The organism is Nonomuraea sp. NPDC047529 (assembly GCF_040642995.1).
Classification (GTDB): Bacteria; Actinomycetota; Actinomycetes; order Streptosporangiales; family Streptosporangiaceae; genus Nonomuraea.
The window spans coordinates 12,738-38,243 of sequence record NZ_JBEYTJ010000015.1 but is presented as its reverse complement, the minus strand read 5'-3'; the positions used below and the strand labels follow the sequence as shown (position 1 = coordinate 38,243).

The following is a 25,506-nucleotide window of genomic DNA, read 5'->3' as shown; positions in this document are numbered from 1 at the left end:
CGGCGTCGTGGGCACCGCTCTGGGCGCCGACGTGGCCGCGATCGGCGCCGCCTGCCTGATCCTCGACGAACGCTTCTCGGCCCGCCCCTAGCCCCACCCGGGAAGCAGGCGGGCGACGAAGCCGCCGCCCGGGGGCATGGCGGGCACCTGGAACGCCTCGCCCGCCGCGACGTCGGAGACCGCCACCGCGTCGCGGTCCGCGCCGTCGCCGACCAGGCGCCAGGTGCCGCTCAGCGGCCCGAGACGCCCGAGGCCGAGGGTGGCCGCCGGGCGCGCGACCGGGCCGTTGATGCCCGCCAGCCACCAGGTCCCTCCCGTACGGCGGGCCAGCACGACGTGGTCGCCCGGCTCCCCCGCCAGCCCGACCGTGTCGTCCCAGGCGGCCGGCACGGCCCGCAGCACCTCGCGCACCTCCGCCGGCTGCGCCCGGTAGGACTCGGGCGAGTCCGCGAAGTGCAGCAGCCCCGACTCGTAGACCACCGCGAGCGCCAGCTCGTGGGCCGCCGTGGTCCTGCGGGGCCTCAGCGCGTCGCCGAAGGTGACCGGCGTGTAGTCCATCGGGCCGATCACGTTGCGGGTGAACGGGAGCACGGTGTTGTGCCACACGGCCTCCTCCGCGAACGTCGGCCCGAACAGGTACCACTCGGCCCCGCGTACGGCCTCCATCGTCATCAGGTGCGGCCACGTCCGCTCCCAGCCGCGCGGGACGGTGCTGCCATGGAAGTTGACCATCAGCCTGGCCTCGGCCGCGTCCCGCAGGATGCCGAGGTAGTGCGCGATCCCGGCCTGCTTGTCGGAGTGGAAGAAGTCGACCTTGATCCCGGCGATCCCCCAGTCCGCGATCCTGGCCAGTTCCGCCCGCCGCGCCTCGGCCAGGTGCATGAGGTCGCGCGGCCCCTCGGTCGAGTCGTTGTTCGGCCCGGCGGAGTTGTACCAGAGGAACAGGCGCACGTCCCGTTCTGCGGCGTAGCGGACCAGGTCGCGGATCTCCTGCTCCGCGTGGACCGTCCAGTTCGCGTCGACGAGCGAGTACTCCCAGCCCATCTCGCCCGCGAGGTCCACGAAGCGCCGCAGCGCGGCCAGGTCGCGCGGGCTGGCGTTCTCCGACCACCAGCTCCACGAGACGCGTCCCGGCCTGATCCACGAGGTGTCGGTGATCGTGGAGGGCTCGGCCAGGTGCCACACGGTCGTGGACTCGACCAGCTCGGCCGCAGTGTCCGCGATCGCGACGAACCGCCACGGGAGCGTCCACGGCAGCGCCGACGTGGCCAGGACGTCGCCGTGCCCGAGGCCCTCGTCCGGGTCGGGGCCCAGCACGCCGTACTCCCGGCCGGCCGGGACGGGGGCCAGCCGGGTGCCGTGGAAGGTCTCGTCGAGCCCGGCCTCGGAGACGAGCAGCCACTGCCCGTTCACCTCGAACGTGGCCGGCAGGTCGTACGAGCGCGCGCCGGTCGGGGTGCCGATGGGCACGCCGTTGGTGTAGAGGTGCTCGTGGGCGGGTCCGCCACCGTCGGAGGGCGAGGTCGGCTGCGCCCAGGCCCGCCCTTCCGACGCGAACGCGAAGGTCGTCAGCTCCCTGGTGACCGTGGCCGTGCCGGAGCCCTCGGGGAAGCGGTAGCGGAACGCGACGGCGTCGTCCAGGACGCGGAGGTCGAGATCGAGACGCGCGCCGTTGCGTCCACGCAGCGACAGCGTGGCCGCCGTGAACCGCTCGCGCAGCACGGCGCGCTTGCCGTGCGCCGCGGTGTGACCGTCGTCCCGCACCTCGGCCACGGGTTCGGCGACCGGCGTGAGCCCGTCGTGGAACGACGCGTCCTGCCGCTCGACGCCGAGCCTGGAGCGCCGGAGGAGTACGACGCCGCGCCGCCGCACGTCGTAGAAGAGCCGGCCCCGGTCGTCCAGTGAGACGTCGAGCTCGACCGCGCCCTCGGGCGACTTCACGGTCCACAACACGTTGGGTTTCCTTTAGTCCGCTGGTTGGAATAAAAAGACGGCATTTACCGGAGCGTCAGGAGGCGCGGCGTCAGCGGGGCCAGCTCCGTCCTCGACCGGTCGAGTCGTTCGCCGGTGAGCAGGTCCTGGAGTTCGAGAGGCCCGCGGCCGTGGAGCCTGATCGTCACCACTTCCGTGCGCTTGCCGTAGTTCGTCACGCCGACCAGCCAGCGCCTGCCGTCGTGCACCGGCCGCCACTCGACGTCCGCGGGCGCGCCGCCGGACGTACGCTCCAGCGTCACCACGTCGAGCCGGCTCCGCCGCGCCAGGCCGAGCACGGCGGCCCCGAGGCCGGCCGGGCCGTCGGCCGGCAGGACGGTCGCCTTCCTGAGCACCTGCGCGCGCTCACCGGCCGGAAGGGCCTGGTTCCGCTCGTCGCGCGTCAGGGCGTCGGCGCCCGCGACGACGAGCCGGGCCTTGCCGGCCAGGTCCCGCAGCCCCCGCAGGCAGGCGGACGGCAGATGCGTCACCCCGGGTGCGATCACCATCTTCACCCCCTCGGTGGCCTGCCGCCCGGACAGGCCGGACTCGGTGACGAAGTGCACGGGGACGCCGTTCATCGTCAGGGCCTTGTACACCTCGCGCACCGCGGCCAGGTGCCGCGCGGAGTACACCGACGAGGTGCGCGAGTACAGAATGCCGACACCGGCCCCGGCACCCTGCAACAGGGCCACCTCGGCGGCGAACCGGTTCAGGTCCAGGCTGGTCCGGCCGGCCGCGGCGATCACGTCCGGCCGGTGCAGCATGCTGCCCGCCAGCGTGGACGCCGCCTCGGTGGTCCGCGCCCACACCCAGAAGGCGGTGGCGGAACGGCCGTGCAGGGCCCCCTGCCACAGGTCCGCCGCGACGTGGGCCGCCTCCACCTTGGAGTACGACGTGCTGCGGTCGGGGATCACGTGGTCCTCGGAGTCGAACACCGGGGTCCGCGCGATGCCGGCCTGGAGGTCGTAGAACGCGAACTTGCCCAGGAAGCCGTCGACGCCCTGTCCCGGGTAGTTCGACGCGTCGTTGCCCGACAGCTGGGAGAAGGTGGCCCACTGCTCGGGATCGGGGCCCCACAGCAGGTAGTTGCGGTCCTTCAGGGTGCTGCCCACCATCTTGGAGTGCACCGGGACGTCCGGGGCGAGGTCGTGGACCACCTCGGCCATCCACGCGTGCCACGAGGCGAACGCCCTGGTGTTGAAGGTGATCCAGTCGTGGCAGGGCACGGTCGGCTCGACCGCCCGCACGCCGGGGACGGGCACCTCGTCGAAGCTCCGGTGCGCGGTGCCGTACACCTTGTTGAGCGCGGCGATGTCGCGGTACTCCGCGGTGAGGAAGCGCGCCCAGCCGCGCCTGGTCGACGGGCTCGCCGTGTCGACGTAGCGGGGCTCGTTGCTGAGGATCAGGCTGTGCAGCGCGGGCGACTTCGCGATCCTGGGGATGATCGCACGCAGGAACGCCTCGATCACCTCCCGCGCCAGCGGGTGGTGGACGTCGTACCCCTCGGCCAGCTTGAGGTCGGGGTGCCTGGCCGTCAGGAAGGCCGGGAAGTACTGCGGCGCCAGCAGCAGGCTCAGGGCGACGTCCGCCTCGGCCGCCGCCGCGAGCCAGCGCACCGGGCCCCGGTCGATCTCGTACGGCGACACCGCGTACTCGCCGCTCGCCGCGACCGTCACGGCTTCGTCGAACCCGCCGTTGCCCGCGATGTTCTCCGGCCCCGTCCCATCGGCGCGCGTGATGGTCAGGTCGTCGATCCACAGCGCCCCGACCTGGCCCTCGCAGATGATCGAGAAGCGGTAGGACGACACGTTGCCGGGGGTGAGGGTGAACTCGACCGGCTGCCAGTCGTAGGTGCCCTCCGGCGGGTAGTAGCGGGTGGCCCAGGTGGCGGTGGGGATCGACACCGCGCGAAGGGTGACGTCCTGCCCCTTGATCCACGCGCGGACCCGGTAGGCGGCCCCCGGCTCCACGGTCAGCAGCTGGGAGAATTGGCGGTAGTTGTTCGGCCTCCTCGGACCGGCGAACGACACGCGCAGGGACGCGGCGGAGCCGTGCGAGACCGACGCGTCGCGGGCGAAGGTCACCGCCGCGTCGCCGACGCCCGTCGTGCCCCAGCCCGGGATCGCGTCCGGCGGGACGATCGCGCTCTGCGGCCCCATCTCCAGGGCGCAGGCGTTGAAGCCCAGATCGGCCAGCCTGGGGATGTCGGCGACCACCTCGGCCCATCCCATCGGGCCGCTGAACACGACCGGGCGGCCCTTCCCAGTCGTCGTGCCGTCGGAGACCGTGCCGGTGAACATCCAGTCCTCGCGGCCGATCGGCCCGGTGACGTAGCGCGGCACCCGCGTCCCCTCCGCCTTCCCGGCGGCCAGGGCGCGCAGGCGGGTGAGGAGGTGGTCGGCCATCGCCGTCATGGTGACCGTGTTGTAGGTGGCGCGCCACCTCTGACCTGCCGTGACGTCGTCGCGGGTGTAGCCGGTGAACTTCTCCAAGGTGGTCGCGTCGACGCGTTCGTAGTGGGTGGGGATCCCCCGGTCCGCGCACTGCGCCAGCAGGTCCCCGGCCGTCCTGACGGAGGCGGCGATCTCGGCGAGGTCCCGCGCGATCGCCTCCGCCGACATCGTCACCCGGCCGGTCGCCGCCAGATCGGTGGTGGCGCCGCCGGTCAGGTCCTTCACCGAGGCGGTGATCGCGAGCTCGCCCGCGGTCGTCGCGGTGATGGGGATCGTGAGCCGCAGGGTGGTGCGAGCCGGGATCGCCGCGGGCGTCGCGGCGCCGTCCGGGCCGGTCACCTCGACGCGGCGGTCGGCGTCGTCCCAGTTCAGGACGAAGATCGACGCCTCGATCGTGGACCCCGCCTCGACCTCGTCCTCGTCGAGGGTGATCCACGCCTGGCACGCGCCCGACTCGGGCAGGGCCGCCAGCCGGACGAACTCCTGCGCGGACTTGCCGGTGGCGATGCCGGGACGCCACTGGATCCAGCCCCGCCGGTTCGCGCCGTCGTTGTCGTTGACGATCGCGTTGAACAGCACCGAGCCGCCGGGAGCCGGAGCGTCGACGCCGGTCGAGGCCCACGGGAACGCCGCCAGGTAGTGCGTCTTCGTCCCCTCTCGCCGGGCGGTCAGGGTGACGTCGCCGACCGGCGAGGTGACCGGGCCGTCGCTGAACCGGTAGACCTCGGGGCAGCCGTCGAGCAGCGCGAGGCCGTACTCCGGGCCGTATCCGCCGCCGCTGTCGCCGAAGGCGATCTGGAGCCCGTCGCCCTGCCACTGGTTGGTGCCGCCGATCGGGTGGTGGACGTCGTCGGTCACCGTCGCGGCGACGTACAGCCGTTCGGCGTCGTAGCCGAGCGCGAGGTCGGCCGACAGGTCGTCCGCGCCGGCCCAGCCCGTGACGGACACCTGGCCGTCGCGGCTCGGCAGGTGGGCGCCGAACGCGCCGCCGAGGTCCCCCGCCGCGGCGAGTCTCACGAGCGGGAGGTGCGCGCCCCGTCCGAGCAGCGCCGTCAGCTGTTCGCGGGTCAGCAGGGCGGAGCGCGGATCGGCGGCCGCCCACTGGGCGGTGACGGCGGGGAGCACGGCGGCGGTGGCGGAGACGCCGACGCCGCGCAGGAAGGTACGGCGGGAGATTGTCACGAGGAGACCTCTAGATAGCAGGTGCGGATGCTGGAAGCGGCGTTGTGGGAGGCGGCGGCCGACCCCGGCGCGTCGGCCAGCGGGACGGTGACCGTGCCGCCGGTGAGGGCCAGCGGCGTGCGCTGACCGGTCAGGTCCACGCGGGCCGCGACGGCCGTGGGCGGCGGCGACGCCAGGGTGAAGGTCACGTGCGTGCCCGCCCAGCCTGCCGGGGTGTGGACGGCGATGACGATCTTGCTGCCGCCGACCAGGAACCCTTCGACGGAACCGGAGGCCCAGTCCCGGGCCGTCGTCAGCCCGGCGTCGTTGGTGTGGGTGTCGTAGGTCTCGGGCACCACGCCGTCGAAGAGGTCGGCGACGGTGCCGAGGCAGACGCCGTGGGAGGTCGGCGTCCCGTCGGCTTTGCGCAGGTAGCGGCCGGCGTCGGCCGCGGACGCCGAGGCGGGCGCCTGCCAGGCGTACCAGAGCAGCTTGAAGCCGTCCGGCCGCTGCGCGAGGCCGCGGGTGATCGCCCAGTGCAGCAGTCCCGGGTACACCAGGGCGGCCGCCGCCGGGCTGGTCGAGTAGCCGATCTCGGTCTGCCAGATCGGCAGCGACGTCCCCAGCGCGGCGACGCACGCGACCCGCAGCGACTCCAGGTCGGACGGCTTGTAGTAGTGCACGTCGAGCACGTCGATGCTGGACCAGGCGCCTGTCTCGGTCAGCAGGGCGGTGAAGCGGGCGATCGCCGCCACCGAGGGCCAGCCGCCGTAGACGACCTTGCCGCCGTGGCCGCGGATCATCGTGGACGCGGGCTTGTGGATCTGGTCGACGTACTCGTACGGGCTGCCGTACCAGAACCCCGCCGACCAGTACGCCTCGTTCCACACCTGGAAGTACTCGACCCCGTACGTGCCGCGCAGGATCCCCACGACGTGGTCGACGAACGCGCTCCACCTCGCCGGGTCCGCCGGCGGCGTCCTGTCCTTGGGCAGGACGACGACCTCGTCCTGGAGGACTTCACCGGTGCTGATCCGGGTCCGGGTCACCCGGCGCTGCCAGCCCGGGCCGACGGCGGCCTGGGCGGCGCCGACCTCGTACCGCACGTCCCAGTGCGTCCAGCCGTACGCGGTCGTCCGGGCGGCCCACGGGGCGGAGTAGGCCAGCACCGGGAGCAGGGTCACACCGTTGGCCGCGGCGGCGGCGAACCGGGCGCCGAAGGCGTGGACGGCGCTGTCGTCGTACGTCCCCTGGGTGGGTTCGACGGCGGCCCAGAGGACGTCGGCGCGATCCCATGACATGCCCGCCAGGGCGCCGATCCCGGGACCGGCGGTGCCGGCGTGGTTGGTCCCGAGCAGCGCCCCCAACGGCACGGGGGTCACGGCGGCGTCCGCCGGCCCGGGGAGCCCGAGTACGGCTGCGGCCGCGCCGAGACCCGCGCCCGCGAGGACGGCACGGCGGGAGAGGGCACGAGGAACGTCGGGCGGATCGGCTGCGGTCACGGGTTCTCCTTCGCGAACGGCGACTAAATCCATCCCCCGGATTAAGTGGAGACTAGAGATCCGGACCACCTCCCGTCAACGGACGCGTACGAGTGACCTGACGCCTTCAGGTTGACGCGTTAACACGTTACGATCACCGCCATGAGCGGCATCCTGCTGATGACCTTCGACGACTTCTTCGTCCCCGAGTGGAGCGCGATGCGCGGCCTGTTCAGGGAGTACGGCGCGCGGGTGACGTTCTTCGTCAGCGAGCCGTACCGGATCGACGACGACGGATGGAGACGGCTGCGCGAGCTGGCGGACGACGGGCACACCGTGGGCGCGCACGGCTACCGGCACCTGTGGGCGCCCGACCGGATCGCGGCCCTCGGCGGCGACGGCTACCTGGCCGAGGACGTCACCCCGTGCCTGGCGGCGCTGCGCGCGCACGGGTTCGAGGCCGCCTGCTTCGCCTATCCGGTGAGCCGCCGCGACGAACGGTCGGACGCGGTGCTGGGCGGGGTGTTCCACCGGCTACGCGGCGGCGCCCGGCACCCGGCCGAGGGCGGCCTGGACACCGTGGACGAGATCTTCACCCCGGCCGCCGAGCTCGCCGGGCGCCGCGTGCTGATCGGGGCGGGGATCGACACGGGCAAGCTGTTCAGGCCCGCCGGGGTCGACGACGCCTCGGTGCGTTCGGCCCTGGTGCGCGCCGCCGAGCGGGAGGAGGCGGTGACGTTCTACGCGCACGCGGTCGCGGACTCGCACGAGTGCAATCACGTGTCACCGGCGCGGCTGGAGACGGTGCTGGCCCAGGCCGCCGAGCTGGGACTCGACGTCCTGGGCTTCGACGACCTGGACCGGTCCGCTCAGACGAGCTGGGCGGAGCGGAACAGCGCCGGGTTCTTCGGCGCGCTGCCGACGCCGCTCCCCCATTCGAGGTAGCCGTCGCGGGCGTCGCCGCCCGTTCCGGCGTCGGCGTCGTTGACGAGGAACGAGATGCCGATCACGCCGGTCGGCGGCTGGTCGTAGCCGAGCGACGCCCACGGCACGGCCAGCCGGTACGTGGTGGTCTTGGCAGTCTCGTCCCGGGTGATGGCGACATCGGCGCCCGGGGTCGGACCGGCCGGGCCGGTCCAGGTGTAGGCGGCGGGCCCCGAGGGCAGCAGGGCCGCGCCGACCTCGACCCGTTCACCGGTGAGCTCGCCGGGGAAGGCCGAGTACAGGCTGAACTGCACGGAGTCGACCTGCCAGTTCAGCGACGGGTCGGTGCGGGCGGCGTTGTGCACGTCGTCCTTGATGACCGCGTCCAGGATCAGCGCGTCCGGGCTGTGCGTGAAGCGGACCGTCCCGGACAGGTCGTCGGGGCCGGTCCGCGTGCCGCCGCGGAGCCCGGCCCAGCGGCCCAGGCCGTCCAGGTCGATCGAGTCCAGGGTGGTCGCCCCGGCCTTCTCGATCGGACTGAAGCTGAGCGACCCGGTGTCGCTCGCGGTGCCGGCCGTGACCGCGTAGCTGTAGTTCACGTACGGCAGGGCGTCCGGCACCGGGGCCTCCACGGAGACCGACCCCAGCGCGGGCACCTCGGCCGGATCGGCGACCACCCCGCGCCAGGAACCCACCTGCCAGCCGACGGAACCCGGCTTGACCGGTGTGGCGGGGCTGTTGTTGGTCACGGTGATCCGCAGCTTCCTCCCGACGATGATCGGCCGCCCCTCGACCGTGTACGGCTTGACCACCTGGCTGCCCGAGCGCAGCCGGGCGATGGGACCGTGGTCGTCGGCGACCGTGGCGGTGACCGCCCGGCGGCCGGTGGCCGGGGTGGCGGGCAACTCCAGCGTGACCGACGTCTTCCGCCCCTTGCGGGTGACCAGATCGGCCTTGACCCCGCCGGCGGCCACGGCCAGCCTGCCCGGCAGCTTCGCGCCGCCGGTACGGTCGGCGGTGACGGTCACGGCCAGCTTCTCGCCGGTGACCGACTGCTCGGGGGCGCTGACCGACAGCGGCGAGGCGCCGGCCTTGACCGAGGCGATGAGGCCGGAGACGAAGACCGGGCTGCCGTCCAGGTCGAGCCGCACCTTGCCGGCCTGCGGCTTGAGCGTGCTGACCGCGCCGAACTGGTCGGACAGCGTGACATCGCCGAGCGCGCCGAGCGTGACCGAGCGGGGCTGGGTGGCCCACAGCAGCCGGGTGCCGCCGCTGATCGGGTAGGAGTAGACGTCGGCGTCGCCGGTGTCCTGGCGGGCGCCGAGCGTGCGGCCGGCGAGCTTGCGGATCAGCACGGCCTGGGAGATCGCGGCCGGCTTGGGCGAGGGGGCGGCGACGCCGGAGACCGGGCGGCGGAACAGGCCGAAGCGGTGCTCGCGCTCGCCGGCGTTGTCGCCGTCGTCGATGAGGTCGTACCAGAAGTACTTGTCCGCGCCCGCGCTCCTGGCCAGCGTCTGCGCCCTGATCAGATAGTCGGCCTGCTGGGCCTCGGTCGAGCCGGCGGTGTGGGTGGGCCAGCCGTTCTCGCTGATCCAGATCGGCAGGTTCTTCTTGGCCTTGACCTTCGCCACGAGCTGCGGGAACTCGGTCGTCATCACGGTCCGCTCGGGCGGCGTGCCGGCCCCGGCGTCGGCGTAGCCGTAGAAGTTGACGCTCAGCGTGTCGAGATAGTCCAGGCCGCCGAGGGCGAAGAACTGGTCGTGCCAGGCGAGCTGGGTGCCGGCCGAGGTCGGGCCGACCACGTTGGCCGTGGGCACCGCCTGATGGATGGCCGGGTAGAGGGCCTTGACGACATCGAGGTAGCACTGTGGGGTGATGCCGCAGGCGCCGTCGTTGAAGCCGGTGGAGTTGTACTCGTTGTAGACCGAGACGTCCTTGGTGAAGGAGGCGTAATTGGCCGCCACGGCCGCGCCGAAGCGGGCGAACGCGGCCAGACCGGCGGGGGTGCTGGGCGTCTTGCCGCCGTCGTACAGCGGGTTGCGGTAGCCGAGGATGGGCATCGTGGTGATGCCGTTCTCATGCGCCTTGCGCAGGCCGGTGTCGAGGGCGCCGGTGAAGTCGTAGACGCCCGCCTGCTTCTCGATGCCCGACCAGTTGGCGTCGGAGCGCACCTCGGTCCATCCGATCTGCGCGGCCGTCCTGAGCAGCTGTTCCTCGATGCCCGGCTGCCAGCCGTAGTGGATGGCGGCGGCGAAGTACGGATCCCTCGTGGCGAGCGGGGTGACGACCCCGAACGAGGTGGAACGAGTGGTGACCCCGGTCGAGACGGTCAGCCGGTAGTAACCCGGGCCGAGATCGGAAATGTCGATCTTCGTGGTGCCGCCGGCCACCGCCCGCGTGCCCGACCGCAGCGGGACCCCGTTCGGGTCGCCGATGGTCCACTCGACCTGGTCGGCCGCCGCGGCGACGTCGATCGTGTTCGTCCCCTGGGTGAAGACCAGCGACGGGTTGGTGATCGTGAGCTGCGACGGGTCGGTGAAGTGCACCTCGACCCTGCTGAAGCACACGGCGGGGATCGAGGCGGCGTCGGCCTTGACGTTGAGCCGGAAGTCGGCGCCGTTGACCCGGTTCTTGAAGTTGATGTCGCTGAGCCCGATGACCGAGCTCTTCCACGTGCCGGTGCCGGTCAGCGCCACGTTGGCGCTGCCGGTGAAGGCGCCCGCCTTTCCGTCGTAGTGGACGTCGAGGCCGACCGGTCCCGCGTCGAAGTAGCGGACCACGACCCACGCGCGGGTCGCCCCGGCCGGGATCGAGGCGTCGGCCACGTCCACGTAGACGTAGCGGTTGTACGGCGTGCCGGACATCTGCCAGCACGACTCGCCGCCGCGCTCGCTGACGGCGTGGGCCGGGTCCTTGTCGCCGTCGCCCGGCCACGCCTTGACGACGCCGGTGTAGACGGGGTCGGCGCCGAGCACGGCCGTGGCCGCCGCCGCGGCGCTCGCGCTCTGCGCGGGCAGGGCCGTCAGCAGCCCGGCCGCCAGGATGGCCGCGCAGGCGGCGGCCACCCTCCTTGAGATGATCTTCATCAGCGGGATTCTCCTTGCCGTCCGTAGCGCTCTCCGGCCGCGCGGGCGAAGTCCTCGCCCGCCGCGCCGAGGTCGGCGATCACCTGCTCGTGGGAGCGGCCCGCCGCCTGCGCGGCGGGGATGACGGTGCCGCACTCGTTGGCGTCCATGAAGGCCGCCGCTTCCAGCAGTCCCTCCTCGTCCTCGGCCGGGATCGCCAGGAACCCGTGCTGGTCGGCGTGCACGAGCTGCCCCGGCTCGACGACCTGCCCGAACACCTCGACCGGTACGCCCCAGCGCACCGGGCGGACATGGGCGTGCCCGACGCACAGCCGCCTGGCGAGGGCCTTGAACCCGGCGCCGGTCATCTCGTCCAGGTCACGGATCGCGCCGTCGGTGATGGTGCCGACGCAGCCCAGCGCGCGGTGCGCGCCGCTGTTGACCTCGCCCCAGAACGAGCCGACGGTTCTGGGCTTGTCGAGGTCCTGCACGACGACGATCTTCGGCCCGTCGACCGAGGCCACGTAGCGCCGGTAGTCGTCCCACACGTCAGCGGGGTGCTCCGGGTTGCCCGGCTCGATGACGACGGTGACCGCCCGGCCGACCATGGGGCCCATCTGGGGCATGAAGTCGCGCGATTCCTCCTGGTGGAAGGCGATGTCGCGCTGGGTGATCTGTTCCCAGCCGTTGTAGACGGTGGGGGTGTTCCAGCGTTTCAGCCGATGCATGCCACTCCTAGGTGACGCTCGTGATCGGGCCCCGCGCGAAGACCGGTGCGGGTCCCGGTGGGCAGGGTGAGGTGGGGGCAGGGGGTTTCGTCTACTGCCCGATGAAGCGGGCGGGGCGGAAGAGGGCGGGGTTCTTCGTCCCGGCGATGCCGGAACCCCATTCGATCCAGCCCTCGCGGCCGGTCCCGTCGTTGTCGTTGGCGACGACGGACAGGCTGAACAGGCCGTCCTCCGGGGTGAGCGGGGCGAGTGCCGCCCAGGGCAGTGACAGCTCGTAGACGGTCTCCTCGGCGGTCTCGTCCCGGGTGACGGCGACCTTGGCGTCGGGTTCCGGTCCGTCGCCGAGCCAGCGGTGGAACTGCGGGCCCTGGGCGGTCAGCGCGAGGCCGAGCTCGGACCAGGTGCGCGTCTCGCCGGGCAGTCCGGCGGCGACGGCGAACTGCAGGGAGTCGCCCTGCCAGATGTCCGCTCCGGTGCCGGCCTGGGTGTGGACGTCGTCGTGGATCCTGGCGCTGAGGTAGAAGCGGTCGGCGTCCCAGGTGACGTGGAGGGTGCCGCTGAGGTCGTCCGCCCCGCCGTACGAGGGGATCTTGACGGTGCCGTCGGCGAGGTCGACGGCCGGGCGGCCGGTCAGGTCGTCGGGCACGCCGTCGACGGTGATCGTGGCGCGGTCGGCCCGGTTGAGCGCGCCGTCGGCGACGCGGGCCACCCGGCCGGTGACGCCGACGCCCGCGACGGCGCCCAGCCGCAGCTCGTACGGCCCGGCAGGCAGGTCCGCCAGGGGAAGGCGCTCGGTGCGCGAGCCGCCCGCGGGCACGGTCCCGGCGATCGGGAGCGTGCCGGTGCGAGCGCCGAAGGCCCAGCCGAGGTCGCCGGGGGCCAGCTCCTTGGCCGACAGGTTGCGCACGGTGATCGCCAGGTCGTCCGGGAGCACGTGCCTGGCGGTGATCGCGAACGGTTGCGTCACCTCGACCCGCGAGCCGAGCCTGGCGACCGGCCTCCCGTGGATCTTCAGGCGGCCGACCAGGTCGAGCGGGCCGGTGCGGGTCACGGCGGGCAGCGACACCGGGATCTCGGCCTTGCGCCCGCCGCGCACCGACACCGGCACGTCGACGTCGCCGACGGCGAAGCTGCCGCGTACGGCGGGGCCGCGCGTGGTGTCCACGGCCAGCTTCAGCTCGATCCCCTCGCCGACCACGGCGCCGCCGCCGGTGATCGTGTAGCGGGCGGCGTCCTCCAGCACGGCGTCGCCGCGCACGTAGACGGGGTCGCCGGACAGCGAGAGCGTGACGCGGCCGCCCAGCGGGCGCAGCACCTCGCTCGCGCCGGTCAGGTCGGTGACGGTGAGCGGGGCGTCGGTGCGCAGCGAGACGGTCGCGGGCTGGGCCGACCACAGGACGCGCAGGTCGTGGCCGTCCTTCCGGAAGAGCTGACGGCCCTCGGCCTCCTGCCTGACGTAGGCGGCCCCGGTGAGCTGCCTGGTCATGGCGGCGTAGGCGACGTAGCCGGGCTTGGGCGTCCACCGGCCGGAGGCGTCGGCGGTGTTGCGCACCAGGCCGAAGTTGTCCTCGTTGAGCGCCGGGTCGGTGCCGTCGTTCATGAAGTCGTACCAGAAGAACCGCTGAACGCCCTTGGCCAGCGCCGCCACGTGGGCGCGGACCACGTAGGCGGCCTGGGTGGCCTCGGTGACGCCGCGTGCGTCGGTGTGGGTGGGCCAGCCCTGCTCGGTGATCCAGATGGGCTTGGACCTGCCGTGGTTGTACTTCCTGATCAGGGCGTCGAGGTCGTCGATGCTCTTGGCGGCCGACTCGGGGGTGCCCGGGTAGACGTAGGGGTGGATGGAGACCACGTCGAGGTAGTCGAGGGCGCCGAGCTTGAACAGCTCCTCCAGCCAGGCGAGCGGCACGCCGGCGGAGGCCGGGCCGACGACCGTGACCTGCGGGTGGTCGGCCTTGACCTTCTCGTAGGTGGCCTTCAGCAGCGGGAAGTAGTAGTCGGCGCGCGAGTCTGCGGGCCCGTTGCCCCGGTCGCCGAAGCCGATGTTGAACTCGTTGTAGACCTCGATCCACGGCAGGTCGTACGTGCCGATCAACGCCGAGGCGTAGGCGGCGTAGGCGGCGCGGCCCGCGTCGGTGTACGGTGTGGCGTTCCCGTCGTGGTGGGGGTTGGTGTAGGCGGCGATCGCCAGCCAGCGCATGTCCTCGGCGTCGAGCGTGGCGTGCAGCGGGTCGTAGCGCCCGTACTCGTAGACGCCCTCGGTCTTCTCGATCGACTCCCAGACCGCGTCGTCGCGCACGGTGCGCACCCCGGCCTTGGCGGCCAGTTCCAGCAGGTCGCCGCCGGGAGCGCCCCAGTCGGCCCGGGTGAAGTGCCCGGCCACGCCGAACGGGGAGTCGCCCGTCGCGGTGAAGGGCGTGAGCACGGCGAACGCGGTCTCCTTGGTGGCGATCGCCTGCCCGGCCGAGGTCGCGGTCACGCTGAGCCGGTAGTGCCCCGGCTCGGCGACCGGTACGGCCAGCGTCCCGGCGGTTCCGCTGCCCGCGGCCACCTGCACGCCGGACAGGTCACGTACGCTCCAGGTCAGCGCGTCACCCCGGCTCGTCACGTCGAACGAGGGCTGGGCGGGCTGCACGAACACGTTGCCCACGGCCCGCTGCCCCAGGGCGAGGTCGGGAGCGGGCGCGGTGATCGTGACCCCGTCGAGCCTGAGCTGCCCGGTGCGCTCGACGAGGAACGCCACCCGCTTGGCCGGCCCGTGCCACACGCCGTCGCCGGCCCCGCCGAAGTGCTGGTAGGACTGCCCGGCGGCGAAGGCGGCGACGGTGAGCCGCTGCCAGCCGCCGCCCGCGGCCAGCGGCAGCCGCTGCTGGTGGGTCTGCCCGGTGCTGTCCACCAGCCGCAGCGTCACCGTGGGCAGTGCGGGCGAGCGCGCCCAGAGCGACAGCGCCTTCAGGTCGGCGGCCATGGCGAACCCGGCCTCCACGTACTTGCCGCCGGCGGTGAGGTCGGCGGTCAGCAGGGCCGAGCGCGCTCCGGTCTTCGCGTCGGCCGCGTCGCTGGTGAGGGTGCCCTTGGCGCCGGGGAACTCCGGGCCGAGCCCCAGGGCCCAGCCCTGCGTGCCGTACTCGAAGTCGCCGACGACCTCGTCGATGTCCGTGGCCGCGTGGGACGGCACGGCCAGGAGTGGAACGATCAGCAGTGAGGTGATGACGGTTCGTAACCAGAGATGGATGCGGGATCTCATGGGGGGTGGATCCTCTCCGTTCGTCAGAGCCGGTACAGGTGCTCCGCCTCGAAGCCGAGGACTCGGCGGGCCTTGGTCACGTCGATCGGCACGGCCCGGCCGGGCAGGGCCGCGCGCAGCGGGGAACGAGGCAGGAAGTGGTGGAGGAGTTCCTCGGTGGGCAGCGGGACGATGGTGTCGGGGGCGGCCACGAACAGCACGTGGGAGCCGTCGATCGGCCGGGTGACGCCGAGCCAGCAGGCGGTGGCCGCGTCCCGCGAGTCCAGGTAGGCCCACAGGTCGACGGCTCCCCTGGCCGGCTCGGCGGCGAACTCGGCGGCCCGCTCGGGCAGCCGGTCCTCGGGGCCGCCGACGAACGGGAAGCGCAGCGCCACCACCGTCATGCCGTGCAGCCGGTGCATCATGCGCGCGGTGGACTCGTCGGCCTCCTTCGACAGCGCGTAGGGGTCGGCGGCCAGCAGCGGGTGCGCCTCGTCGACGGGCAGGTAGGCCGGTTCCAGGCCGTGTGGGGAGAACGGCATGCCGAGCACGCTGAGGCTGCTGGCGATGACCGCCCGGCGCACCCCGGCCCGGCCCGCCTCGTCGAGCACCGCGAACGTGGCGCCGGTGTTGTTGAGATAGACCTCCTGCGGGGGGTTGTGGTTGGGGCTGGGGATGGCCGCGAGATGGATCACGGCCTCGACGCCTTCCAGCGCCTGCCGTACGACCTCGGGGTCGCCCGCGTCGCCCACGACGACGCGGTCGGCCTTGAGGTCGCCCGGATCCTCCAGGACCAGCGCGGTCACCGGCACGTCCTCGGCCGCGCAGCGCGCGAGGACGGCCCGGCCGATCAACCCGGCCGCGCCGGTGACGAGCACTCTGCTGAGCATCAACCCTTGACCCCCGTGAACCCCACGCCGCGCACGATGTACTTCTGGAAGACGATGAAGACGAGCACGGGCGGCATCAACGCCATGAACATGCCGGCGATGACCATGTTCTCCTCGGCGAACTCCGCCAGCCTGGGCAGCGCCACCGAGATCGGGTGCATCTCGCCGTCGGAGATGGCCACCATGGGCCACAGGAAGTCCTTCCAGGCGCCCATGATCGTCAGCAGGGACGTCACGGCCAGGACGGGCTTCGACATGGGCAGCACGATGTACCAGAACATCCGCCACGGTCCGGCGCCGTCGACCTGGGCCGCGCCGAACAGCTCGCGCGGGATCCCGTCGAAGAACCGTTTCATCAGCAGGACGGTGAAGGCGTGCGCGGCGTGCGGCAGCCACACCGCCCACGTGGTGTTGGCGATGCCCACGTCGAGCACCGTCAGGTAGAGCGCGACGAGCGACACGCTGCCCGGCAGGAACAGCGTCGCCAGGATCGCGCCGTAGACGTACTTGCCGTAGCGCGGCCGGAGCACCGACAGCGCGTACGCGCCCATGACCGACACGACGATCTGCGCCAGCCACGACCCTCCGGCCAGGACGACCGTGTTGAGCATGAAGTGGCCGATGCGCAGCCTGCTCCACGCCTCGGCGAGCAGCGACCAGTCGGGGGCGGCCGGGTAGAGGCGCAGCGGGTCGGTGAGCAGTTCCCGGGTCGGGGAGATCGCCCCCTTGACCGTCCACAGGATCGGGCCGAGCCCGGCGACGAGCACGCCGAGGAAGACGGCGAACTGGGTCGAGCCGAGCACCGCGCGTACGCCGCGCTTCTTCCGGTCGGAATCGGAGATCAGTCCGCTCATGTCGTGCTCCAAGCCTTCGTCATGCGCAGGTACACCGCCGACAGCAGGCCGAGCACGACCGCCAGCAGCACCGACAGCGCGCCGGCCATGCCGTAGTCGCCGTAGACGAAGGCGTACCGGTAGATGAGCAGCAGCACCGTGACCGTCGCGTCCTCCGGGCCGCCGTCGGTCATGACGAACGGCTCGGTGAAGACCTGGAAGGTGCCGATGACCTGCAACAGCAGCATGAGCAGCAGCACGCCGCGCAACTGGGGCAGCGTGATGTGCCACACGCGCCGCCGGATCGACGCGCCGTCGCTCTCGGCCGCCTCGTACAGCTCCCTGGGGACGCTGGTCAGCGCCGCGATGTAGATCAGCACGGTGCCGCCCGCGCCCGCCCAGGTGGCCTCCAGCACCAGCGAGGGCATCGCCCACTGCGTGTCCTGCAGCCACGGGAACGGGCCCAGGCCGACCAGCCCGAGCAGGCCGTTGAGCAGGCCGTAGTCGCTGTTGTAGAAGAACTTCCACATCATGATCGCCACGACCGGCGGCACCGCCACCGGCAGGTAGACCAGCACGCGGAACAGGCCGCCGCCCTTGCGCAGCTCCGACATGACCACCGCGAGGAAGACCGGCATGGGGAAGCCGAGGACCAGGGCGAGGACGGTGAACCAGAGCGTGTTCAGCGCGGCCTTGCCGAGCAGCGGATCGGCGAACAGGTTGGTGAAGTTCTGCCAGCCGACCCAGCTCGCCGCCTCGACCAGGTTGGTGCGCTGGAAGGCGAGCATGGCGCTCTGCAGGATCGGCCACCAGGAGAACACGGCGAACACGAGCACCAGCGGCGCGAGGAACAACACCGAGGCCACCGCGTAGGGGTGCCTGGTCCCGCGCCGCCGGGGCGGACGCGGCGTGGTGGCCGTCGTGTCCGCGCCCGCCTTCTCGGCCAGCGCCGTCACTGCTGCGACCTGTCCAGGATCGGCTTCACCTTCTCGACGGCCTTGGTGATCTCGGCCGCCGGGTCGGCGTCCTGGCGGGTCAGCACCGCCTGGACGACCGTGTCGAGCGCGGCGTAGAGCTCCTGGCCGGCGACGGCCGGCTCGGAGATGAACTCCTGCGCCTTCACGCCCTCGTTGTAGGTGGCGAAGTGCTCCCAGTCGACGTTGGAGGCGGCCTTCTCCGCGGCCATCACGGGGTCGGAGACCGCGGGGGCGAAGAACGGCAGCTGCGGCACGGCGGCCACGAGACCGTCGGCCTTCTTCTTCTCGGCCCGCTCGGTGGCCAGGGCCGGGTCGTACTTGGGCCGCAGGTAGACGGCGTCGATCCACTTGACCGCCGCCCGGCGCTGCTCGGGGGTGGCCTTCGGGCTGACGACGGCGACCGTGCCGCCCAGCAGCGTGCCCTTGCCCGACCCGGACGGCAGCGTGGTCTGGCCGTACACCTCGGGCTTGCCGTTGAACTTGGCGATGTAACTGCCGTAGAGGTTGGGCGCGCCCATCATCATCGCGACCTTGCCGGCGGCGAAGTCACGCAGCAGGTCGTCCTGGTTGCGCAGGTGCTGGGTGCCCATCGAGCGGTCGTCCCAGCGCATCGCCTTGAGCAGGCCGAGGGCCTGCCTGGTGGGGGCGTCGTCGAAGGCGGGGACGACCTTGCCGCCCTCCTCCTTCTCCATCCGGCCGCCGTAGGAGTAGGTCATGGTCGTGAGCATCCAGCCGCCGGTGTTGGCGGTGGCGTGCATGCCGAAGCCGGGCACCCCGGTCCTGTCGCTGATCGTCTTGGCGGCGGCCCGCACTTCGTCCCACGTGGCGGGGGGCTTGTCGGGGTCGAGCCCGGCCTTGGTGAACAGCTCACGGTTGTAGACGAGGCCGGCGGCGTACGCCTCGGTGGGCAGGCCGTAGATCTTGCCGTCGGGGGTGCTGCTCGGGGCCAGGATGCGCTTGTCGAAGTCGGACTTGGCGAGCAGCTTCAGGTCCGCGGTGAGGTCGGCGACCTGGCCGCGCTTGATCATGGCCTGCGGGTCGGTCAGCGGGACGCGGAAGACCGTCTCCAGCTGGCCCGCGGCCAGGCGCGCCGCGAACGTCTTGACGTCGTACTGCGTCTCGGTCGGCTTGACCTTGATGCTCGGGTTGGCCTTCTCGAACTCGGCGACCTGGGCCAGGAAGTTCTTCTGGCTCTCCGGCTGGGTGCTGGGCGGCATGCCGGAGACGGTGATCTCGGTCTTGCCGCCGGACGTGCCGTCCTGCCCGCCGCCGCACGCCGCGACCGCGGCCAGGAGCAGCAGACCCGCGGCTCCTCTAGCCATGTACGTGTTCATCGGGACTCCAGTTCATGCCGGGGGGCGAGTCGAGTCGAACGCTATATATGACGCGTTAACGTGTAAAGCACGGGATGGTAACGCGGGCGAAATGCAACGAGTTAACGCGTCAACTAAGGTGCTTCTATCCCGCCGTCGGGGCGGCGGACCCGTGCCGCCCACCGCTCGTGCAGGTGCGTGACCGGCGGGTACGCGGCGGCCAGCCGCTCGTCCAGCTCGATCCCCCAGCCGGGCAGATCGGCGGGACGGAGGTGGCCGCGAACGGGATTGAGCGTGCCGGGGAACACCTCGCACACGCTGTCGGGGTAGACATGGCCCTCCTGGATGCCGAACGCGGGCGTGGTGACGTCCAGCGCCAGGTTCGCCGCCACGCCGATGGGCGAGACGTCGCCCGGGGAGTGCCAGGCCGTGCGCACCCCGGTCAGCTCGCAGAGCGCGGCCAGCTTGCGCGCCGGGGTCAGCCCGCCGATGGCCGAGACGTGGCAGCGCAGCAGGTCGACGCCGCCGCCCAGGACCAGCCTGGCCGCGTCGGGCACCGAGACGAGCAGCTCGCCTACCGCGATCGGCGCGGGCGAGGCCGCCCGCACCTCGGGCAGCCGGTCGTAATGCTCGGGCGCGACCACGTCCTCCAGGAAGAACAGCCGGTACGGCTCCAGCGACCTGGCCAGCAGGATCGCCTCCTTGGGCGTGAGCCGGCTGTGCACGTCGTGCAGCAGCTCGACGTCCTCGCCCAGGACCTCGCGGGCCCGTTCGAACAGGGCGGGGGTGGTGCGCAGATAGTGCCTGACGTCCCAGCCGTCGGGATGTGGCGAGTCCGGGTAGGCGTTCGCCCTGCCGGGCGCGCCGTAGCCGCCCAGCCCCGGTTGCCCGGTCTGCAGCCTGACGTGGTGATATCCGGCGGCCATGAGCCGCTGGGCGTGCTCCAGCGTGCCCTCGACGGTGGCGCCCTCGGCGTGCAGGTAGACGGGCGCCGCCGCGCGCACCCGGCCGCCGAGCAGCTCGTACACGGGCATGCCGGCGCGCTTGCCCGCGATGTCCCACAGCGCCATGTCGACGCCGGACAGCGCGTTGTTCAGCACCGGCCCGCCACGCCAGTAGGACGACAGGTGGACCATGCGGGTGATGTCCTCGATGTCGGCCGGATGGCGGCCGATCAGCATCGGGCCCACGTGCTCGTCCACGGCCGCGGCGACGGCGTGGAAGCGCTGGGTGAAGGTGGCGCAGCCGAGGCCGTACAGACCGTCGTCGGAGGTGTCGATCCTGACCACGACCAGCGGGATGCCCTCGGGCGCCGTGACGACGGCACGCACGCGCGTGATCGTCAGCCCGTCCCTGGACGGCCAGGGGGCCTGGGTTTCCTGCATGCGGGAACGCGCCTTTCAGAAGCGGGTGGGACGGGCGGGCACGGCGACCTCCAGGCCGCCCCACGACCAGCGGACCTCCTCCTCCCCCACGGCGCTGAGCACCGGCTGCGCGGCGGGTTCCGCGCCCGCCCTGAGCAGTTCCACGGCGAACCCGGCACGCAGGATCGCGTGGTGGAAGTCGACCGGTTCGCGCGGCCCGTCGTACAGCACCGCCTCGACGGCGACCTCGTCCTCACCGGTGGCCAGGGCCCAGGTGGCGGGCTCGCCGAGGAAGCCGGCCTCGCCCGTGTGCACGACCGCCCGGCGCGTCCCGGCGGCGAGCTCGAAGACGCCGTCGCCCAGCTCGCGGCCCCGCACGCCCCGGCCGCGCAACGTGACGCGCAGCCGCAGGTCGCCCACGTCGAAGATGCTGCCTTCTGGCTTGTCGAGGTTCGGGTGGAAGTCGCCGGAGTCGTAGGTGAGCCACCATCCGGCCAGCACCCTGGGGCCGTCCTGCGCCTGGCGGCACCAGGCGGCGGTCAGGTCGTGGCCGTTGTGCATGATCCGGGCGCGCAGCACCACGGCCGGGTCCTCGGGCGTGCGCCAGTAGCCGAGCAGCGGCCTGCGCTGCACCCAGGCGAACTCCTCGTTGACCGTGCCCAGTGTGGCGTCCTCGGTGAGCCAGGTGGTGCCGGTGGTCCGGCCGTCGAAGACGGTCCTGACCTGCACCTCGGGCTCGGGGAGCCGGGCGAAGCGCTCGGCCAGGTGCGGTGGGCAGGGCAGGGTGGGCACCATGCGCGGGGTGTCGTCGCGGGTCCCGACGCCGGGGCGCGCCTCGATCGGCGCTCCGGTCTGGGCGGCGAGATAACACGTCAACTCCTCGCTGAGCCAGTCGGTGTACGCGCGGGCGTGTGGGCCGGCGAGCTGCCCGGTGCCCGGGTGGAAGCGTTCGGCGAGCGCCGCCCACACGCGTTCGCGCATGACCTCGATCTGCTCCAGGAACTCCCGGTCGCGGACCAGCGCGTGAGCGCGTTCGCAGATCTCCAGCAGGAACGGGCTGTAGGCGGGCGAGTTGTACTCGGCGAAGGCGTCGCGTTCCAGCATCGCGGTGAGCTTGCGCCTGCCGTAGTCGAGGAACCCGGGGGTGTCGAGCAGCTCGCCGGCGCTCGCGCAGGTGACGGAGCCGAGCAGGGCGATGTTCGTGTAGCGCGGGCCGACGTTGCGCCGGAAGATGGACAGGGCCGCGTGGCGCAGCGCCTCGGCGATCCGGCCGTCGAGGACGTCCCCGTGCGCGGCCAGCACCTGGGCCAGCCGTACGCCGATGAAGTCGGCCCAGTTCCAGTCGGCGGGCGCCATGGCCTGGGGCGGCTCCTCCATGAAGTAGCCCCAGATGCCGTAGTGATCGTCGAGCGGGTCGCGCTCCTGCAGGTCGACGATCGCGCTGAGCACGTCCTTGGCGCGGTCGAGGCGGCCGGCCTGCAGCAACGCGATCGCGTAGTCGGTGGAGGTTCGGGTGTCGTGCACGCGGGTGCCGGCCGGGATCGTCGTGTGGTATCCGTTGCTGCGTGACAGCTGCCACGGCAGCCGGTGTTCGGGGTCGTAGCGCTCGTCCTGAACCTTCAGGAACTCCTCGGGTGTCACCGCTGGGTGTCCTTTCGCCGAATGCGGCCCGACGTTAGTCTTAGCGTGTTAACGTGTCAACGATCACGAATGGGACAGATGGGGGCAGGATGAACGAATCGTCCGACAGCCAGGAGCCGCTCTACCAGCAGGTCAAGCGGGATCTGGTCGCGGCGATCTCGCGCGGTGAGTACGTGCAGGACGAGCCGTTCATCAGCCAGCGCGAGGTCTGCGAACGGTTCGGAGTGAGCACCACCACCGCGGTGCGCGCGCTCAACGAACTGGTCACCGAGGGCTACCTGGTACGGCGGCGCGGACGCGGCACGTTCGTGGCCGATCGGCCCGTCCCGGCCGAGTCGACGCGGGAGCGCTCCATCGCCTACATCATGCACGGGCACGGGCCGCACAACTCCGACGTGATCGACGGCATCGAATCGGTCTGCGCCGAACTCGGCTACCGGATGTTCCTGTCCAACACCAAGGGCTCACCGGCCGCCCAGGAGAAGGCGCTGCGTCAGGCGCTCGACACCCAGGCCAGCGGCGTCGCGCTGTACTCGGTCGACGCCCACCACGACTCCCCCGCCCTGGCCGAGCTGCGGCGGCGGCACGTCCCGCTGGTCATGGTCGACCGCTACCATCCCGAGTCCCCCACCGACGCGGTGCTCTTCGACAACTTCGCCATCGGCTACCGGCTGACCGAATATCTCATCGGGCAGGGGCACCGGCGCATCACCGCGCTGTGGGACGCCACCGAGTGCACCTCCGTGCAGGAGCGCCTCACCGGGCACGTGCAGTCGCTGCGCGAGCACGGGCTGCCGGTCTCGCCGGAGCTGACCGCGCTCAAGACCTACCTGCGGCTGCCGGAGGACCGGCGGCGGGAGATGCTGGCCGGGCTGCTCGACCGGCGCGAGCCGCCGACGGTGCTGCTGTGCGCCAACGGGTTCGTGCTGGCGCACGCGGCCTCCGACCTCACCGCGATGGGCGTCGAGGTGCCCGGCCAGGTCGAGCTGGCCGGCATGGACGACGCGGGCCCGTTCGACCTGCTGCCGCTGACCGTCGCCGCCGCCCGCCTGCCGTCGCGGGAGATGGGCGAGCGGGCGATGCGGCTGCTGGCCGAGCGCATCGACCACCCGGAGACGGCGTCGGAGGTCGAGCACGTGGTGTTGCCGATCGAGATCCGCACCCGCGAGTCGGCTCGTGCCTATCTGCGCGTGGTCTCCGCCCAAACCGCCTGAACCCCCGAGGTACCCCCCATGCCTTCCCCTCTTCGCGTCGCCCTGGTGGGCGGCGGCCAGATCGCCAACTCCACCCACATGCCGACTTTTCGCGAAATGTCATCTGATATCGAGGTTGTGGCGGTCGTCGACGCCACCGTCGAGGCGGCCGAGTCGTTCGCCGATCGGTGGGCCGTGCCGTACGCCTCGGACGACCTCGCCACGACGCTGCGGGACGTGCGCCCCGACCTGGTCGACATCGCCAGCCCGCCCGCGCTCCACCGCGACCAGGTGATCGCGTCGCTGCGCGCGGGCGCGTGGGCGTGGTGCGAGAAGCCGCCGTGCCTGTCGCTGGCGGAGTACGACGAGATCACCGCGGCCGAGCGGGACGGCGGCCCGTACGCCGCGATCATCTACCAGCAGCGCTTCGGCTCGGCCGCGCGGCACGCCCGCGCGCTGATCTCCGGCGGCGCGCTCGGCCGGCCGTACGTCGCGCACTGCCAGACCACCTGGTTCCGCGACCCCGCCTACTACGCGGTCCCGTGGCGCGGCCGGTGGGACACCGAGGGCGGCGGCCCCGCCATGGGCCTCGGCATCCACCAGATCGACCTCATGCTCGAACTGCTCGGCGACTGGAGCGAGGTGCGCGGCATGGCCGCCAGGCTCGCCCGCGACGTGCAGACCGACGACGTGACGACCGCGCTGGTGCGCTTCGACTCCGGCGCGCTGGCCACGGTCGTCAGCACGTCGCTCGCGCCGCGCCAGGTCAGCCACCTGCGCGTCGACCTCGCCGCCGCCACCCTGGAACTCACCCACCTGTACGGCTACGCCAACGAGAACTGGACGATCACCCCCGCCCCCGGCGTGACCGGCCTCGACTGGCCCCCGCCCGACGACGTGCCCAGCTCCCACCTGGCCCAGCTCCGGGGCCTGATCACCGACCTGCGGGCCGGACGGCGGCCACGCGGCAGCGGCCAGGACGGCCGCAGGGCGCTGGAGCTGATCACGGCGATGTACAAGTCGGCGCTCACCGGGCGGCCGGTGCGTGCCGGCGAAATCGGTCCGGGCGACCCGTTCCACCGGAACCTGCACGGCGACCACCCCGAGGTGTTCCAGTGAAGATCATCGGCTTCGAGCTCTTCATCGTCACCCCGCGCTGGATGTTCCTGCGCGTCGACACCGACGAGGGCGTCAGCGGCTGGGGCGAGCCCATCGTCGAGGGCCGCGCCGAGACGGTCGCCGCCTGCGTGAACACGCTGATGGAGGCGCTGGTCGGGGCCGACCCCGGCCGCATCGAGGACCACTGGCAGGTGATGTCGAAGGGCGGCTTCTACCGGGGCGGCCCGGTGCTGTCCAGCGCGGTCGCCGGGATCGACCAGGCGTTGTGGGACATCAAGGGCAAGGCTCTCGGCGTGCCGGTCTACGACCTGCTCGGCGGCCCGGTACGCGATCAGGCCAAGGTCTACACCTGGGCGCACGGCGACACGGACGCGGAACTGGCCGAGAACGCCATGGCCAGGGTGGAGGCGGGCTTCGACACGCTGAAGTTCGCCGCCTGGGAGGGCCGGCTGCCGCCGATCCCGTCACCGGCCCTCACCAGCCGGATCGTGGCCCGCTTCGCGGCGGTGCGCGATGCGGTGGGCGACGGCGTCGACCTGGCCGTCGACCTGCACGGCCGCTTCACGTCGGCGGCCGCGCGCAAGGTGCTGCCGCCGCTTGAGCCGCTGTCCCCCTTGTTCGCCGAAGAACCGGTGCTTCCCGAGTTCTCCCGCGACCTGCGACGAGTGGTGGAGTCCACAACGATCCCCATCGCGACCGGCGAGCGCCTGTTCTCCCGCTGGGACTTCCGCGACGTGCTCCCCACGGGCGTGGCGGTGATCCAGCCGGACCTGTCGCACGCCGGCGGCATCTCCGAGGTCCGCCGGATCGCCGCGATGGCCGAGACCTGGGACGTCACCCTCGCTCCCCACTGCCCCCTCGGCCCGATCGCTCTGGCCGCCTGCCTGCAGATCGACTTCGCGACCCCGAACTTCCTCATCCAGGAGCAGTCGCTGGGCATCGGCTACCACGACGGCAGCGAACTCCTCGACTACCTGGTGGACCGCTCGGTCTTCACCTTCACCGACGGCCACCTCGATCGCCCGACGGCCTCCGGCCTGGGCATCGAGGTCGACGAGAAGGCGGTGCGCCAGGCGTCGTCGCACGCCTGGCGCAACCCGATCTGGCGGCACCGGGACGGCTCGTTCGCCGAGTGGTAGTCGTCCCTGGAGCCGCCGTCGCCGCCCT

Annotated in this window: 16 protein-coding genes; 4 read left to right on the top strand and 12 right to left on the bottom strand. The window is 72.3% G+C overall.

Features of this window, described 5'->3' with window-relative positions; genetic code table 11:
• Window positions 1-87: 87 nt before the first annotated feature.
• The 3 genes from ABZ815_RS23990 to ABZ815_RS23980 are packed head-to-tail and all read right to left on the bottom strand — an operon-like array spanning window position 88 to window position 7,090.
• The gene (locus ABZ815_RS23990; RefSeq protein ID WP_357701401.1) at window positions 88-1,953 is read right to left on the bottom strand and encodes a glycoside hydrolase family 97 catalytic domain-containing protein; all 1,866 of its coding nucleotides are present in this window, start codon (window positions 1,951-1,953) and stop codon (window positions 88-90) included.
• Between the two features lie 44 nt (window positions 1,954-1,997).
• The gene (locus ABZ815_RS23985) at window positions 1,998-5,609 is read right to left on the bottom strand and encodes a beta-galactosidase (RefSeq protein ID WP_357701399.1); all 3,612 of its coding nucleotides are present in this window, start codon (window positions 5,607-5,609) and stop codon (window positions 1,998-2,000) included.
• On the bottom strand, window positions 5,606-7,090 hold the full coding sequence (locus ABZ815_RS23980) for a twin-arginine translocation signal domain-containing protein (protein WP_357701397.1): 1,485 nt from the start codon (window positions 7,088-7,090) through the stop codon (window positions 5,606-5,608). The genes ABZ815_RS23985 and ABZ815_RS23980 overlap by 4 nt, the downstream gene beginning before the upstream one ends.
• Window positions 7,091-7,231: 141 nt before the next feature.
• Here ABZ815_RS23980 and ABZ815_RS23975 point away from each other — a divergent pair, with 141 nt between their 5' ends.
• On the top strand, window positions 7,232-8,014 hold the full coding sequence (locus ABZ815_RS23975; protein ID WP_357701395.1) for a polysaccharide deacetylase family protein: 783 nt from the start codon (window positions 7,232-7,234) through the stop codon (window positions 8,012-8,014).
• Here ABZ815_RS23975 and ABZ815_RS23970 read toward each other — a convergent pair.
• The 9 genes from ABZ815_RS23970 to ABZ815_RS23930 all read right to left on the bottom strand — a co-directional run bounded on the left by ABZ815_RS23970 (window position 7,939) and on the right by ABZ815_RS23930 (window position 22,027).
• Entirely contained in the window at window positions 7,939-11,079 is a 3,141-nt protein-coding gene (locus ABZ815_RS23970; protein ID WP_357701393.1) for a hypothetical protein, read from the bottom strand. The two genes, ABZ815_RS23975 and ABZ815_RS23970, sit on opposite strands and share 76 nt — an antisense overlap.
• The gene (locus ABZ815_RS23965; protein ID WP_357701391.1) at window positions 11,079-11,786 is read right to left on the bottom strand and encodes an RraA family protein; all 708 of its coding nucleotides are present in this window, start codon (window positions 11,784-11,786) and stop codon (window positions 11,079-11,081) included. The genes ABZ815_RS23970 and ABZ815_RS23965 overlap by 1 nt, the downstream gene beginning before the upstream one ends.
• A 91-nt stretch (window positions 11,787-11,877) precedes the next feature.
• On the bottom strand, window positions 11,878-15,030 hold the full coding sequence (locus tag ABZ815_RS23960) for a sugar-binding protein (RefSeq protein WP_357701389.1): 3,153 nt from the start codon (window positions 15,028-15,030) through the stop codon (window positions 11,878-11,880).
• Window positions 15,031-15,053: 23 nt separating this feature from the next.
• Window positions 15,054-15,899 (bottom strand): NAD(P)-dependent oxidoreductase, encoded by an 846-nt coding sequence (locus ABZ815_RS23955; RefSeq protein WP_357701388.1) that lies wholly within the window; start codon window positions 15,897-15,899, stop codon window positions 15,054-15,056.
• Window positions 15,899-16,753, bottom strand: coding sequence for a carbohydrate ABC transporter permease (locus ABZ815_RS23950; protein WP_357701386.1), 855 nt, complete (start codon window positions 16,751-16,753; stop codon window positions 15,899-15,901). Before ABZ815_RS23950 ends, ABZ815_RS23955 begins: the two co-directional genes overlap by 1 nt.
• Window positions 16,750-17,688 carry a sugar ABC transporter permease gene (locus ABZ815_RS23945; RefSeq protein WP_357701385.1) on the bottom strand — a complete coding sequence of 313 codons (939 nt, stop codon included), beginning with the start codon at window positions 17,686-17,688 and terminating at the stop codon, window positions 16,750-16,752. The genes ABZ815_RS23950 and ABZ815_RS23945 overlap by 4 nt, the downstream gene beginning before the upstream one ends.
• The gene (locus tag ABZ815_RS23940; RefSeq protein ID WP_357701383.1) at window positions 17,685-19,043 is read right to left on the bottom strand and encodes an extracellular solute-binding protein; all 1,359 of its coding nucleotides are present in this window, start codon (window positions 19,041-19,043) and stop codon (window positions 17,685-17,687) included. Before ABZ815_RS23940 ends, ABZ815_RS23945 begins: the two co-directional genes overlap by 4 nt.
• Window positions 19,044-19,156: 113 nt before the next feature.
• Window positions 19,157-20,407 (bottom strand): enolase C-terminal domain-like protein, encoded by a 1,251-nt coding sequence (locus ABZ815_RS23935; RefSeq protein WP_357701381.1) that lies wholly within the window; start codon window positions 20,405-20,407, stop codon window positions 19,157-19,159.
• A 15-nt stretch (window positions 20,408-20,422) separates the two neighbouring features.
• Window positions 20,423-22,027: a hypothetical protein gene (locus ABZ815_RS23930; RefSeq protein ID WP_357701379.1), complete on the bottom strand. Its 1,605-nt coding sequence runs from the start codon at window positions 22,025-22,027 to the stop codon at window positions 20,423-20,425.
• An 89-nt stretch (window positions 22,028-22,116) separates the two neighbouring features.
• On the opposite strand from ABZ815_RS23930, the gene ABZ815_RS23925 reads away from it, so the two are divergent.
• The 3 genes from ABZ815_RS23925 to dgoD are packed head-to-tail and all read left to right on the top strand — an operon-like array spanning window position 22,117 to window position 25,478.
• The gene (locus ABZ815_RS23925) at window positions 22,117-23,241 is read left to right on the top strand and encodes a GntR family transcriptional regulator (protein ID WP_357701377.1); all 1,125 of its coding nucleotides are present in this window, start codon (window positions 22,117-22,119) and stop codon (window positions 23,239-23,241) included.
• A gap of 18 nt (window positions 23,242-23,259) precedes the next feature.
• The gene (locus ABZ815_RS23920) at window positions 23,260-24,339 is read left to right on the top strand and encodes a Gfo/Idh/MocA family oxidoreductase (RefSeq protein WP_357701375.1); all 1,080 of its coding nucleotides are present in this window, start codon (window positions 23,260-23,262) and stop codon (window positions 24,337-24,339) included.
• A complete protein-coding gene (gene dgoD, locus ABZ815_RS23915; protein WP_357701373.1) occupies window positions 24,336-25,478 on the top strand; it encodes a galactonate dehydratase in 1,143 nt (380 codons plus the stop codon). Before ABZ815_RS23920 ends, dgoD begins: the two co-directional genes overlap by 4 nt.
• Window positions 25,479-25,506 lie beyond the last annotated feature (28 nt).

Excerpts from the sequence above, each read along its gene's own strand:
- ABZ815_RS23940 (WP_357701383.1), bottom strand. The coding sequence starts at position 19,043 with ATGAACACGTACATGGCTAGAGGAGCCGCGGGTCTGCTGCTCCTGGCC.
- ABZ815_RS23975 (WP_357701395.1), top strand. The coding sequence starts at position 7,232 with ATGAGCGGCATCCTGCTGATGACCTTCGACGACTTCTTCGTCCCCGAG.
- ABZ815_RS23925 (WP_357701377.1), top strand. The coding sequence starts at position 22,117 with ATGAACGAATCGTCCGACAGCCAGGAGCCGCTCTACCAGCAGGTCAAG.
- ABZ815_RS23965 (WP_357701391.1), bottom strand. The coding sequence starts at position 11,786 with ATGCATCGGCTGAAACGCTGGAACACCCCCACCGTCTACAACGGCTGG.
- ABZ815_RS23920 (WP_357701375.1), top strand. The coding sequence starts at position 23,260 with ATGCCTTCCCCTCTTCGCGTCGCCCTGGTGGGCGGCGGCCAGATCGCC.
- ABZ815_RS23935 (WP_357701381.1), bottom strand. The coding sequence starts at position 20,407 with ATGCAGGAAACCCAGGCCCCCTGGCCGTCCAGGGACGGGCTGACGATC.
- ABZ815_RS23950 (WP_357701386.1), bottom strand. The coding sequence starts at position 16,753 with ATGAGCGGACTGATCTCCGATTCCGACCGGAAGAAGCGCGGCGTACGC.
- ABZ815_RS23960 (WP_357701389.1), bottom strand. The coding sequence starts at position 15,030 with ATGAGATCCCGCATCCATCTCTGGTTACGAACCGTCATCACCTCACTG.
- ABZ815_RS23970 (WP_357701393.1), bottom strand. The coding sequence starts at position 11,079 with ATGAAGATCATCTCAAGGAGGGTGGCCGCCGCCTGCGCGGCCATCCTG.
- ABZ815_RS23955 (WP_357701388.1), bottom strand. The coding sequence starts at position 15,899 with ATGCTCAGCAGAGTGCTCGTCACCGGCGCGGCCGGGTTGATCGGCCGG.